The following is a 13570-nucleotide window of genomic DNA, read 5'->3' as shown; positions in this document are numbered from 1 at the left end:
GACAGTATCGCTGGAAGTAGTGATGCGCAACGGGCCGCCGCTGGGGGGCCCGCAATTGGCGCGGCGAGTGAGCCGTGGCACAGACAAAGGAGTCCTGATGCACCAGAGAAATGCCCTCCGGCTCGCGGCGGCTGCTGTAGCAGCGTCGCTCGCCTTGGCCGCGTGTTCAAGCGACAGCGGCACCAGCGAGAATGGTGCGACCGGCGACCCCGCCGCACCGACCAAGCAAGAGCTGAACCTGTCCGTCCAGGCCCCGACCGCCGATCTCTCCGTCGGCAACTTCACCGGCGGCGACACCACGATCTATCTGGGTGTGTACGACCGACTCGTCACCCAGGGACTCGCCGGCGAGCTGATTCCGTCGATCGCCGAATCGTGGGAGATGTCCGACGACGGGCTCACACTCACCTTCTACATCCGCCAGGGCCAGGCGTTCACTAACGACGAGCCTCTCGATGCAGCCGCCGTGGCCGCTTCTCTGGAAGCGTCCCGAGTCGGCCCCGGCAGCGCGGGCCAGCTCGCCACCATCGAGTCGGTCGAGACCCCCGATGAGACGACCGTGGTGCTCAACCTGTCACGCCCCGACGCCGCGCTGATCTACCAGCTGGCTGGAACGCCGGGCGTCATCTCCGCGCCCAGCCTGCTCGGAACCGATGAGGCGAAGCTGAATCCCGTGGGTTCGGGCCCCTATGTGCTCAGCGCGGAGGGCACCACCGTGGGCGCCACCTATGAACTCATCAGGAACGAGGATCACTGGAATGCCGATGCTTACGCGTTCCCCACGGTCAACGTGGCCGTGATCGAGGATCCGACCGCGCAGCAGAACGCCATGAAGACCGGCCAGCTCGACTTCATGACGCTCCAGTCACCTGACCTGGTCTCGCAGTTCCCGGAGAGCGACTTCACCACCGGCGAGGGCAACCCTCAGGCGCTCGGTGGCCTGTTCCTCACCGATCGCGAGGGCTCCGTGGTTCCCGCGCTCGCGGACGTTCGTGTCCGTCAGGCGATCAACCTGGCGATCGACCGCCAGACCATCGCTGAGAAGTTGGTTCCCGGAGTCGGCTCCGCCACCGCGCAGATTGCCAACCCCGTGGGTGAGGCCTATGACCCGGCGCTGGACGAGGTCTACGCGTACGACCTGGAGGCGGCGCGCACACTCATGGACGAGGCCGGCTACGGCGACGGATTCTCGGTGACCATGCCCAGCACGGTGCTGTCGCAGACGTTTGACACGACCATCGCTCAGCAGCTATCGGACATCGGCATCACCGTCGAGTACGAGTCCGTGCCGTTCCAGGACCTGTACGCGAAGCTCTACGAGGGCACGTACGGCATGTTCTGGTTCTACAACGGCTACTCAGGCAGCGATGCCAAGGACGTGGCACAGGTGCTCTCCGGTTCGTTCAACCCGCAGGCGACCACCACGCCCGAGCTCGAGGAGCTCCTCGCCACCGCCAACGCCGCGCCTCTCGACGAGCACGGAGAGTGGTTCGGTGCGGTCAACGAGTACTTCGTGGACGAGGCCTGGTTCGCACCGGTGAACGCCTCGACTGGAATCTGGGTCTCTTCGAACGAGGTCGCCTACACCCCGCCCGTCGTCGCGGACGGCTCCCTTCTCGCCTGGCAGCCGGCCTCTTAAGGCAGACCATCCGAACGGGGGTGCAGGGCTCGCGCCCTGCACCCCCAAGGAAGGCATCGCATGTTGATCTTCATCCTCAAGAGGTTCGGTTCCGGCCTCGTCCTCATCTTCATCGTGACTGCGATGACTTTCTTCCTCACGCACGCCGCGAGCGTGCCGGTCGCCATCAACCTCGCGGGCCCCAACGCCACAGCCGAGCAGATCGCGACCATCAATGCTCAGCTCGGCCTGGACCGGCCGATCATGGAGCAGTACACGAGCTGGATGTCCGGAGTGTTCCAAGGGGAGTTCGGCCGCTCGTACTTCTCCAGCGAACCCGTGGGCGAGGCGATGGCGAGCAGGTTGCCGGCGACGCTGTCAGTCGTGGTGCTGGCGATGCTGATCACGCTGGTTGTCAGCGTCATCCTGGGCGTGCTCGCCGCGTCTCGGCGCGGGTTCGTCGACCGGATCATCCAGGCGATCTCCACGATCTCGTACGTCTTCCCCGCGATCATCCTGGGCATCGTGATGGTCTTCATCTTCGCCATCAACCTTCAGTGGTTCCCCGCCGTCGGCTACACCCCGTTCAGCGAGTCGCCGTCCGAGTGGTTGTCCTCCATCATCCTTCCCGCGACGGTGCTCTCCGTGGGAGGCATCGCGTCGCTGTCGTCACAGATCCGCGGCTCGATGATCGATGAGCTTGGCAAGGACTACATCCGCACTCTGCGCAGCCGTGGAGTGTCGGAACGGTCGATCCTCCTGCGCCACGCCCTCCGCAACGCCTCAGGTCCGGCATTCACCACGTTCTCACTGCTCTTCATCAGCCTGTTCGGCGCCGCGCTCTTCGTCGAGAAGATCTTCGCGCTGCCGGGCTACGGCAGCTACGGCTACGCCGCGACGATCCAGGGCGACCTGCCGGTCATGCTCGGGCTGACCCTCTTCAGCGTCATCCTCGTGGTCGTCGTGAACCTCACAGTCGATCTCGTCAGCGGCTGGCTCAACCCGAAGGCACGTGTCTCATGACAAACTCCCCCCTCACGCCCGGCGCACCCCGAACGGCGCCCAGCACCAAGAAGCGCGCCGGCGCAGGTCGCCGCCTCCTGAAGAATCCTCTCGGCGCAGGATCTCTGGGCGTGCTCGTGGCTGTCATCATCCTCGGGCAGTTGGGCCCACTCCTCGCTGAGCATGACCCCAACTTCGCATCGCTGGACGCCATCAACGCCCCGGTGGGGACGCCCGGCTACCCGATGGGCGGCGATCAGTACGGGCGCGACATCCTTGCTCGCCTCATCTCGTCGATCAATGTCTCGCTGGTGTCAGGCGCCATCGGCGCCGGCGTGGCCATCGCTCTGGGAACGACGTTCGGGCTCATCGCGGGCTACGTCGGCAAGAAGACGGACGCGATCACCTCGTGGGCCTTCAACCTCCTCATGACCTTCCCGGCGCTCGTGCTAGTGCTGGTGCTGTCGCCCATCACTGGCGGCTCCTATCAGGTCATGATGGTGATCTTCGGCATCTTCCTCGCCCCAGGCACGTATCGGCTCGTACGAAACATGGTCGTCGGAGTGCGCAACGAGCTCTACGTCGACGCCGCCCGCGTGGCGGGCCTGTCCAACCGGCGAATCCTGTCGCGCCACGTGCTCTACGTCGTCCGCGGCCCGATCATCATCTCGATCGCCTTCCTCGCGAGCTCTGCCATCGGCATCCAGGCGGGTCTGGCCTTCCTCGGCCTGGGCTCGCCGCTCGTCCCCAGCTTCGGATCAATGACCAACGATGCCTTCGCAAATATCTACCTCTACCCCGAGCAGTTGGTGTGGCCGTCAGCGCTGCTGGCGATGCTCATCGGATCCATCATTCTGCTCGGCAACGCCTATCGCGACGCACTGGCAGGGCCGCAAGAGCTCTCCAAGCGCAAGCGCAAGCGTCAGCGCGAGCAGAGTGCGGCGGCCGAGGCAAGCGAGGCGAGCACCTCGCAGATGGATCGCGGCTACGAGCGGGACAGCGCGAATCAGACTGACGCGGCACCGCAAGCGACCGCCAAGGAGCGAGCCGAGAGCGCATCGGCCCCTGAACCAAGAGGCCGCACGGACCTGCTCAACGTCACCAACCTCAAGGTCGGCTACCCCCAGGTGGATGGCAGCCACAAGTTCGTCGTGGATGGCGTGTCCCTCCATGTCGACACAGGAGAGGTCGTGGGGCTCGTGGGCGAGTCCGGGTCGGGCAAGACGCAGACCGCGTTCTCGATCCTCGGGCTGCTGCCGCCCGAGGCCTATGTCGAGGCTGATGCGCTCACGCTCGGGGGGACGTCGCTGGCGGGCCTGTCGGGCGCGGAGATGCGTCGCGTGCGCAGCGGCGTGATCTCCTACATTCCGCAGGAGCCCATGTCCAACCTCGATCCGTCGTTTACGATCGGCAACCAGCTGGTGGAGCCGCTCAAGGCAGGCATGTCACGCCGCGAGGCGAAGACCATGATCCTCGAGCTGCTCGACCGCGTGGGGATCGCGGACCCGCCGCGGGTATTCGCCTCGTACCCCCACCAGATCTCGGGCGGTATGGCGCAGCGCGTGCTCATCGCGGGAGCGGTGGCCAGCCGACCCAAACTGCTGATCGCTGATGAGCCCACCACGGCTCTCGACGTGACCGTCCAGGCCGAGATCCTCGACCTGTTGCGCAGTCTGCAGAGCGAATACGGCATGGGCGTGCTGATGGTGACGCACAACTTCGGCGTCGTTGCCGACCTGTGCGACCGTGTGGCGGTCATGTCCAACGGCAAGATCGTCGAGGTCGGTGACGTCCGCACGATCCTGCGCACACCTTCCCACCCGTACACCCAGGAGCTGATCTCGGCGATCCTGGATGAGGAGTCCGTGCGCGAGGACCCGCCACCGTTGACCCCGCGAGTCTCGCCTCTGGGAGGTGCACGATGAACCCGCTGCTCACTGTCTCCGATCTGCGTCTCCGCTACCCGCGGCGTGGCCTCTTCGCCACCTCACCTGAGGTGCTGCGTGGGGTGTCGCTCGACATCGCGCCTGGAGAGACGCTCGGCCTCGTTGGCGAGTCCGGCTCCGGGAAGACCACTCTGGGCCGCGCCGTGCTTGGGCTCGCGAAGCCCACGGGAGGCTCGATCTCCTTTGACGGCCGCGACATCACTCACGAGACCCCGAAGGCCCGCCGGGACCTCGCGCGGGACATCCAGGTGGTGTTCCAGGATCCGTACTCCTCTCTGAACCCGGCGCTCCAGATCTCGGAGACGCTCGCCGAGCCGCTCATCGCTCAAGGCGAGACGAACAAGGATGCGCGAGCTACGGTGGCGGCTCTGCTGGACAAGGTGGGCCTCCCCGCCGACTCCGCTGAGCGCTACCCACGGGAGTTCAGCGGCGGCCAGCGTCAACGCGTCGCCATTGCGCGCGCGCTCGCATTGAGCCCACGTCTCATCGTGTGTGACGAGCCGGTCTCCGCCCTCGACCTCACTACTCAGGCGCGAGTGCTCGACCTGCTCATCGATATTCAGCGAGAGACAGGCGTCGCGTATCTGTTCATCACGCACGACCTGCAGGTGGTGCGCCACATCAGCCACCGGATCGCGGTGATGTACCAGGGCGAACTGGTCGAGACCGGGAAGGCGGCCGACGTCACGAGCAATCCTGAGCACGAGTACACACAGAACCTGCTCTTCGCCTCGCCCACCGCGGATCCCGACACGCAGCGCGAGCGTCGTGAGCGGCGTCAAGAGCTCCGACGGGAGCAGGCCGCCGCGTCCACCTGACACCTTCTCGGAAGGCGGTCCTACGTAGCGCCCGCCGCGCATGACGGCCGACGTCTCCGTCGTCGCGCTCGGGGCCGGGCCCTTCCGCGTGAGGGTGCCGTGGGCACGACGACAACGCAGGAGGCGAGGGAAGCTCGGAGGAGGTCAGGACGACTATCTGCGGTGCGGCCAGTGCGGCGGGCGCGGCGAGCGCGGACGTGCAGGAACTACAGCTCGCCCTTGCGCTGCAGGAACTTGAGGGCCGCGTAGCCCATGGGGACGCGAGCCCAGTAGGTGATCAGTCGGTAGATCACCACGACCGGCGTCGCGACGGGCAGCGAGATTCCTGCCGAGAACAGACCGGCGATGAGCGCGGCCTCGACGGCGCCCAGGCCACCGGGCGTGGGCACGATCGCGCCCGCTGCGTTGGAGAGGAAGAACAGCACCGCGACGTCGATGACGGCGAGCTCCTGGCCGAAGGCCTGCAGGGTGCAGTAGAAGGCGCCCACGTACGCCGCGGTTTGGACGAAGTTGCCGCCCAGGCCGAGGAGCAGGCGTCCCGGCTGGCCCAGCACCTGCACCAGGCGCGGCCACGTCTGGCGCAGCGGCGGCATCAGCTTTGCCGCGGCCCACCGCCGCACCGCGGGCACCAGTAGGGCGAGGGCGACCACGACGGCCACGGAGAAGACGCCGATCAGCACCGCCGTGGACGGCAGCGCGGCGAGCGTTCCTTCAGACCCGGTGATGAGGGTGAGCACCAGCAGGCCCACCACGGTCACCACGATCGCGCTCACCTGCACCAGCGCCACGGTGGCGACGGCGATCGGGCCCGCGACCCGTCGCTTGGTGAGCGTGCGCAGGTTGAGCGCCGCCGGGCCCACGCCTGCAGGCACCGCGAGCGCCACGTACGCGGCGGCCACCTGCACCAGCACCACGCGGAACCACGGCAGTCGGATGGGCGAGAACGCGAGCATGGCCATCGCGGCGCCCACGAACGTGAGCAGCGACCACAGGAACGCCCCGCCGATCCACCAGGGGTTCGACTCCCGCAGCGCGGACACGACCTCTTGGGCGTTGAAGCCCGCCAGCACGATGCCTCCCGCGATGACGGCGGCGCCGAAGGTCAGCACGGTGCGCCATCCGAACCTCGCGATGTTCTGCTGGTCTGTGCTGGCGTGCGGGATGCGCTGCACGATCAGGGTCCGGAGCTGCTGCAGCAGCTTGTCGTGCGACCTGACCGCCTGGCGGGTCTCGCGCGGCAGCACGATGGACTGCAGCAGCGGCGCGACCTGCTCGAGCACGTCCTCGTCGAGGGCGCGGAAGGCCGCGGCGACGGCACGGCCGGCACCCACCAGGGTCGCGGTCGCCGCGAGGACCTGGACGTCGTCGAGCCGGCGGGACAGCCGACCCGCTGCGACCTCGCCCATCTCCCACGTGGTGAGCCACACCATCGGCTCCCCCGTCGCCTCGTCGTCGCCCACGAGAATGGTCTGCGCACTGAGTGCCCGATGCGCGATGCCGGCATCGTGAGCGCGAGTCACCTCGCCCCAGATCGCGTCAAGGATCTCGTCGGTGACGTCCTCGGCCTCCATGTCGCACAAGGCGTGCGAGGCCACGGGCCGCTGGTAGACGGTGATCATCGTGTCGCGCGCCTGGCTCATGCCGAGCACGCGCGCGGTGCGGACGCCGGCCGTGCGGGCCGCGTGCGAGGCGAGCGCGGTGGACTCGGCGGTGTGGCGCAGGCTCACCTCGGCGCGGGTGTCGATGCCCCGGAACCGGACCGTCGCCCACAGCTTGGCCAGGAAGCCTGCCGTGTGCTGGTCACCGTCGAGCGCGTTGACGATGAGGTGGTGCCCTTCGACCGTGGTGAGGGAGTAGACCCGCCCCGAACGCGTGCGGCCCACTGCCGCCGAGACCGCGTCGACGTCGGTCGGCTCGTAGGCTCCCCGCGCATCGGCCCTCAGCAGGGTCCGTGGCTCGAAGCCCGCGCGGCGGATGCCGTCGACCAACGACTCCCCGTACGCGCGGTCCGCTGTCGAGCCCAGCGCCCAGCGCAGCACCAGCCCCGTCACCCGGCCGATGAGCACCACGGTGATCGCGGCGGGCAGCGTGACGATGCCGGAGATGATGCCGACCGCGGCCGCGATCCACAGCAGGGTCCACGACACCGAGAGCACCCGGCGCGTAGTCCGCAGCCCCGCGGCGGTCAGCATCGCCGAGACGGCCGCCAGATACGCCGGCAGCTGGATGACGAACTCGCCATCTGACCGCACCGAGAGGCTGGCGACCAGCTCGTCGGCCCCGAACTCCTGGGTGGTGATGACCGCGACCACGGTGGCGATGAACGCCAGCACGGCCGCGCCCAGCACCTCGAGGATGCGGCGAGGCTCGCGACGGACCGCCAGATCGATGATGACTGCGGCGGGCACAATGAGCGTCACCACGCCCGAGAAGATGTTGACCGGAGCGACCAGCAGCCGCTGCAGCAGGCGCGAGATGCCGCGCACGTCCTCGGTGAATCCCTGGGTGGTCTCGAGGCTGTACGCCCCGAGCAGCAGCACCAGCACGATGCCCACCGTGGTGCCGATCGCGGCGATCAGGTCCGCGACGCGATGGACCCTGGTCTCGGGCTCATCGTGGATCGTGACGCCGGCCAGCGGGTCGGGCACAGGAGTCTCCTGCGTCGAGGTGTCCGCGGCCATGGGGCGAGTCTATGAGTCGGCTCGCGCGATCACGCGACGCCGAGCTCCACGAGCCATTCCTCAGGCACGAGCTCTGGCCCGATGAACGACACGGCGTCGAGTGTCCAGTGGGCGATGATGAGCGGGCCGAGCCTGCCGGTGCGATGGAAGTACCACGCGAACACCACTCCCATCACGACGTTGCCGAGCGCCATGGGCCAGCCCTGGTACAGGTGGTACGCGCCGCGAAGCAGGGCCGATGCGAGGATTGCCCCGGTCGCCGACCACCGCATCTCCTTGAGCCGGGTGACGAGGTAGCCCACGGCGATCGTCTCCTCGAGCACGCCCGCGACGGCCGCCGAGAACAGCAGGATCGTCGCCGTCCACCACGCATCGGGAAGCCCGGAGGTGTCGATCCTCACGGTCTGGCCGATCGCGCGCCCCACCGCGTAGAGCACGAGGCCCGGCAGGCCGATGGCCGCGGCCAGCACCAGCCCCATCCCGAGGTCTCGCCACGCAGAGTGCTCGTGCCCCGTGATGCCGAGCCGGCGCAGCGCGCTCTTGCCCCCGGCGCTCAGCAGGAACAGCACCAGGGCGACGGGCATCAGCAGGTAGAACTGGCGCACCACCTGCTGGATCAGATCGAGGTAGTCGATGTCCGAACGCGACGGGTTCAGCTGCGTGGACTGCTGACCGATCGACGGCTCCGCGAGGTAGCGCTCGATCAGTCGCAGGGCCGCGGTGATCGCGTAGTAGCCGAGCGACAGCCCGAGCACGATGAGCACCTCGGCGCGCAGCCTGCGGCGGCTGGGCACGGCGACGGCCGATGCGGGGGCCGGGTTCGTTGGGGTCGCGGGCGCGGCGGCGTGGTCGTCCATGGTCACGCTCACCCTAACGAGCGATCGCCCGCGCGAGTGCCCGCCGAGGTGCCACCCGCATCGGCCGGATAGCCTGGCGGCATGCCCGTGACCGTCAGCGCACCGCAGGTGACCGCACTGCGCCGCTATCCCGTGAAGTCGATGGGCGGCGAGGCGCTGGCGACCGTCGAGCTCGACCCGCGTGGGCTCGTGGGCGACCGCGGCTACGCCGTGCGGGATGCTGAGGCCCGCCTCGCCTCGGGCAAGAACACCAAGCGCCTGGTGCGGCGCGACGGCATCTTCGCCTACAGCGCCCGGACGGCCGATGCGGGGGTCGAGGTCTCTGGGCCTAGCGGCACCTGGGTGGTGGGAGACCCGGCGCTCGACCGTGCGCTGAGCCTGGACCTGAGTGCCGCCGTCACCGTCGCCCCCGAGGACGACGTGCCTCACTTCGACGACGGCTCCGTGTCGCTTATCGGCACCGCGACCCTGGAGTGGTGCGCTCGCGAGCTTGGTGCGGACGCTGACGCGCGCCGCCTGCGTCCCAACATCGTGGTCGCGACCTCGGAGCCGTTCGAGGAGGAGGGCTGGTCAGGCGACGTGCGCATCGGCGAGGTGGTGCTGCGGCCCACCGGACGCATCGAGCGCTGCCGCACCATCGATCTGGCGCAGGACGGCGTCGAGACGCGCACGCGGTGGCTCAAGCCGCTCGGCGATCAGCGCGACATGCGCGTCGCGATCTATCTGGACGTGGTCACGCCGGGGCGGATCGCCGTGGGCGACGTGGTGGCGCTGCCCTAGTCCTTCGCTGCGCCGTGTGAGTGCACCACGTGACGATGGGGCCGAGATCGTGCGCTCATGCACTGCCAGGGAGCAGGCCTCGCGCAGGGACTAGCCCAGGTACTCGTCGACCAGCCGCTCGGCGAGCCCCACGTAGGAGCCCGGCGTGAGCGCTGACAGGCGCGCGGCGGTGTCGGCCGGCAGCGGCAGGGAGCCTACGAACTCCTGGATCGCCGCCGCGTCGATGGTCTGGCCGCGCGTGAGGTCCTTGAGCCGCTCGTACGGGTTGTCCATGCCCGGCACGCCCGCGACGGCCGCCGCGCGCATCGCCGACTGGATGGGCTCCGCGAGCACCTCCCACGACGCGTCCAGGTCCGCCGCCAGCGCCGCCTCGTTCACCGACAGGGTGGTGAGGCCGCGGCGCACGTTGTCGATCGCGAGCAGCGAGTGGCCGAACGCGACGCCGATGTTCCGCTGCGACGTCGAGTCCGTGAGGTCGCGCTGCAGGCGGGAGGTCACCAGCGTGGCGCCGAGGGTGTCGAACAGTGCTGCGGAGATCTCGAGGTTGGCCTCCGCGTTCTCGAAGCGGATGGGGTTGATCTTGTGCGGCATCGCGCTGGAGCCGATGGACCCCTTCGCGGCGGCCTGGGCGAAGTAGCCCAGCGAGATGTAGGTCCAGACGTCGGTGGCGAGGTTGTGCAGCACCCGGCCGAACCGCGCGAGGTCGGCGTACAGCTCGGCCTGCCAGTCGTGGCTCTCGATCTGCGTGGTGAGGGGGTTCCACGTGAGCCCCAGGCCCTCGACGAAGGTGCGCGACACGTCGATCCAGTCCGTCTGCGGCACGGCGGCGGTGTGGGCGCCGAACGTGCCGGTCGCACCGTTGATCTTGCCCAGGTACTCCTGACGGCCGATGCGCGCGAGCTGGCGCGTGAGGCGGTGGGCCAGCACCGCGAGCTCCTTGCCGAGCGTGGTCGGCGTGGCGGTCTGGCCGTGGGTGCGCGAGAGCATCGGCACCGCCTTGGCCAGGCGCGCCAGGGTGGCGATGTCGTCGACGAGGGCGGCGGCCGCGGGCGTCCACACCTGCTTGACGGCGCCCTTGACCATGAGGGCGTAGGACAGGTTGTTGATGTCCTCGGAGGTGCACGCGAAGTGCACGAGCTCGCTCAGCGGCGCGAGCGACGTCCCGTCGAGGCGGCGCTTGATGTAGTACTCGATCGCCTTGACGTCGTGGACCGTGACCTTCTCGATCTCCGCGTGCTCGGCGATGCCGGCGGCGTCGAAGTCGGCGGGGATCGCGCGCAGCAGCGACGTCTCGTCATCGGTGAGCTCGCGCGCGCCGGGCACGGCGCCGGTCTCGCACAGGTGGATGAACCACTCGACCTCGACGTGGAGGCGCGCACGGTTGAGTGCCGGCTCCGAGAGGTGGTCGACGAGCGGCGCTGCGACGGGACGGTAGCGGCCGTCGAGGGGCCCCAGCGCGATGGCGGGCTCCACGTCGGCGAAGGACACGAGGGCGGAGGGATTCCAGGCGGTCACGGCGACCATTGTTCCACGCGCACACCCGCGCGGGCCCGGCCGCTGTCCACAACCTCCGGGCGGCGCCCCTGCGACGGCGCTCGTCGCGGCTCTACCGTCACGCCATGACCGAGCTCGCCGCGTCGTGGGAAGGCACCGCGTCGGGCGGCACCGTGCAGCCGCCCGCCCTCCTGCTGCCGATTCACCCGCTGGACGAGGCGTACGCGGCTCTGGGTCGCGCGCTCGGGTCTCTGGCTCAGGCGCAGGACCTCGACTGGGTGTCCGTCGCCGCTGCGCAGTACCGCTCGGAGCTGGCGGAGGTGGAGGTGCGGGTGCGGCGTCTGACGGTCGCCGTCGACTGGTGTCGCGAAGACTGGCACCGCGCCCGCACCCTGGCGTGGATGCACGGCCACTCATGACGGAGCCGCCGCCCATCGCCGTCGGCGGAGGGGCGGGGGGTCACGCCGCCCTCACCGAGGACATCGCCCGCGCCAGCGGGACGCTCGAGCACGCTGTGGCCGAGGTGGACGAGGCGGCGCACCAGTTGCGGATGGCCGCCTACTGGCTGGAGCGGGCGCTGCCCGATGCGGTTCCGGCGCTGCGGGCAGCCCTCGGGAGCGCCCATGCGGGGGTGGGCGACGCTCTTCACGGCACCGGCGGCGCGGTGTCCGTCGCGGCGGAGATCGCCGATTCGGCGGTACGGCTGGCCGCCGTCGCGCGCGCCTACGAGGAGGCCGAGGCTGGCGCTCGCCAGCGCATCGGTGACGGCGAGTGGTGGGGACGAGCGGTGACCGACCTGGTGCAGACGGCGGTGTTCCCCGCTCGGGTGCAGTACGGCGCCCTCATGGCGACCAGTGCGATGGCGATGGGCGCGGCCGCTCACCTGAGCGGCCGCATCGGCGATGCCCTGACGGCGACGGGCCAGCGTGCCGGCCTGGCGTGGACATCCGGCGCGACGAGCCTGACGCTGAGCGCCGAGGGGGCGGAGGCGGCGGCTGCCGCGCTGCTGCCGGACGCCCCTCCGCCCACGACCGGCTACCTCAACGGGCGGTCCGTCGGGCCGCTGCTCCGCGCGCTCGACGTCCCCCGTGACCCCGTGCCCACCGGCTACGAGATGACCGCAGGCTCGCTGGCCGCGGTGCTGGGACTGCTGGAACGCATCGGGAACGAGCCCGTGTACTCCGGGGCGGTCCCGCGCATCGGCAGCACCGCCAGGCGCCCCGCACCGACGGGGGTAGCGGACCTGATCGCCGGGATCGACCCCCTGCAGATCGGCGGCGATGGGGTCGTGGCCGTCGAGACGATCGCGCATCCGGACGGCTCCCGCTCCCACGTGGTCCGGATCCCGGGCACGCAGGACTTCTCCGTCACCGCCGCCTCACCCTTCGACAACCGCACGAATGCGGTGGCCGTGACGGGAGGCGACACCGACACCGCGCGCCTGGTGCGCGACGCGATGCGCGCGGCGGGCGTGCTGCCTCACGAGCCGGTGATGCTGGTCGGCCACAGCCAGGGCGGAATGGTCGCCACCACCCTTGCGGCCGACGCGAGCGATGAGTTCCGGGTCACGCACGTCGTGACGGCCGGATCCCCCACGGACCGCATCGCGCATCGGGACGACATCCAGTACCTGCACCTGTCGAGCGAGCAGGAGGTGGTGCATCAGCTCGACGCGAGGGCCACTCCCGACGCGCCCCACATCACGACCGTCGTCGCGGACCTGCGTACGGCGACGGACGCGGCGGTCGCCAGTGCGGGACGGGGGCTCGCCGGGGCCCACGCGGTGCCCTCGTATGTCGAGGCGGGCCGGGCGGCCGATGCGTCGACCCACGCCTCGATGGCGGCGTGGAGGATGGGCGCCGCGGCGTTCGTGGGCGGGGGGATCGCCACGAGCCGCGAGTTTGCGCCCACGTTCACGGAGCGGTTCGGCACGCCGCCGTCCGTGCGGCGGCCGCGGGACCCTCGGAACCGGGAGGTCAGTCCCGGCGCGCTCCCAGGATGGCGCTCATGATCGCGGTGACGATGCTGATGACCAGCGCCGCGAACAGGGTCTGCCAGAAGCCTCCGATGGACAGGGTCATGAAGTCCACCTGCTCCGAGATCCACGCGGTGAGCCAGAGGATGAACCAGCTGATCACCAGGGCGAACAGGCCGAGCGTGAGGATCGTGATGGGCAGTGCGAGCACCGACAGGATGGGCTTGATGATCTGGTTCAGCAGCACGATCACCGCGCCGATTCCCAGGTAGACCAGGGCGCGCGTCCACCACTCGGCCTCTCCTCCGGAGACCTCGACATCGAGGGGCAGCAGCGACGTGATCCAGACGGCGACGGCGGTGGCCGCGACACGGGCGAGGAATTTCATGGCAACGAGTC

11 protein-coding genes are annotated in these 13570 nt (G+C 69.5%); 7 read left to right on the top strand and 4 right to left on the bottom strand.

Annotated elements, in window-relative coordinates; translation table 11 throughout:
• Positions 1-97: 97 nt before the first annotated feature.
• Genes QQX02_RS05930 through QQX02_RS05915 form a run of 4 tightly spaced genes read left to right on the top strand, consistent with a single transcriptional unit; the run spans position 98 to position 5384 of the window.
• Complete coding sequence (locus QQX02_RS05930; protein WP_301141854.1) at positions 98-1639, top strand: ABC transporter substrate-binding protein; 1542 nt, start codon at positions 98-100, stop codon at positions 1637-1639.
• 60 nt (positions 1640-1699) lie between these two features.
• Positions 1700-2641: an ABC transporter permease gene (locus tag QQX02_RS05925; protein WP_301141853.1), complete on the top strand. Its 942-nt coding sequence runs from the start codon at positions 1700-1702 to the stop codon at positions 2639-2641.
• Entirely contained in the window at positions 2638-4545 is a 1908-nt protein-coding gene (locus QQX02_RS05920; protein ID WP_301141852.1) for a dipeptide/oligopeptide/nickel ABC transporter permease/ATP-binding protein, read from the top strand. The genes QQX02_RS05925 and QQX02_RS05920 overlap by 4 nt, the downstream gene beginning before the upstream one ends.
• Positions 4542-5384: an ATP-binding cassette domain-containing protein gene (locus QQX02_RS05915; protein ID WP_301141851.1), complete on the top strand. Its 843-nt coding sequence runs from the start codon at positions 4542-4544 to the stop codon at positions 5382-5384. Before QQX02_RS05920 ends, QQX02_RS05915 begins: the two co-directional genes overlap by 4 nt.
• A 206-nt stretch (positions 5385-5590) precedes the next feature.
• Here QQX02_RS05915 and QQX02_RS05910 read toward each other — a convergent pair whose 3' ends face one another.
• Complete coding sequence (locus QQX02_RS05910; RefSeq protein WP_301141850.1) at positions 5591-8065, bottom strand: lysylphosphatidylglycerol synthase transmembrane domain-containing protein; 2475 nt, start codon at positions 8063-8065, stop codon at positions 5591-5593.
• 29 nt (positions 8066-8094) lie between these two features.
• A complete protein-coding gene (locus QQX02_RS05905; RefSeq protein WP_301143668.1) occupies positions 8095-8922 on the bottom strand; it encodes a CPBP family intramembrane glutamic endopeptidase in 828 nt (275 codons plus the stop codon).
• Between the two features lie 81 nt (positions 8923-9003).
• Here QQX02_RS05905 and QQX02_RS05900 point away from each other — a divergent pair, with 81 nt between their 5' ends.
• Entirely contained in the window at positions 9004-9702 is a 699-nt protein-coding gene (locus QQX02_RS05900) for an MOSC domain-containing protein (protein WP_301141849.1), read from the top strand.
• 90 nt (positions 9703-9792) lie between these two features.
• Here QQX02_RS05900 and purB read toward each other — a convergent pair whose 3' ends face one another.
• Positions 9793-11226, bottom strand: a complete 1434-nt coding sequence (purB, locus tag QQX02_RS05895) for an adenylosuccinate lyase (protein ID WP_301141847.1) — start codon at positions 11224-11226, stop codon at positions 9793-9795.
• Between the two features lie 95 nt (positions 11227-11321).
• Between purB and QQX02_RS05890 the strand changes: the two genes are divergently transcribed.
• Together QQX02_RS05890 and QQX02_RS05885 are read left to right on the top strand one after the other, a co-directional pair.
• The gene (locus tag QQX02_RS05890) at positions 11322-11615 is read left to right on the top strand and encodes a hypothetical protein (protein WP_301141846.1); all 294 of its coding nucleotides are present in this window, start codon (positions 11322-11324) and stop codon (positions 11613-11615) included.
• Positions 11612-13207 (top strand): PGAP1-like alpha/beta domain-containing protein, encoded by a 1596-nt coding sequence (locus tag QQX02_RS05885; protein WP_301141845.1) that lies wholly within the window; start codon positions 11612-11614, stop codon positions 13205-13207. Before QQX02_RS05890 ends, QQX02_RS05885 begins: the two co-directional genes overlap by 4 nt.
• On the opposite strand, the gene QQX02_RS05880 is transcribed toward QQX02_RS05885, so the two are convergent.
• Positions 13173-13559, bottom strand: a complete 387-nt coding sequence (locus QQX02_RS05880; protein WP_301141843.1) for a phage holin family protein — start codon at positions 13557-13559, stop codon at positions 13173-13175. The two genes, QQX02_RS05885 and QQX02_RS05880, sit on opposite strands and share 35 nt — an antisense overlap.
• Positions 13560-13570: the final 11 nt, after the last annotated feature.

Source organism: Demequina muriae (assembly GCF_030418295.1).
In the GTDB taxonomy this organism is placed as follows: Bacteria; Actinomycetota; Actinomycetes; order Actinomycetales; family Demequinaceae; genus Demequina; species Demequina muriae.
The sequence above is the reverse complement of the archived record's forward strand: the minus strand, read 5'-3'. Positions and strand labels throughout refer to the sequence as shown.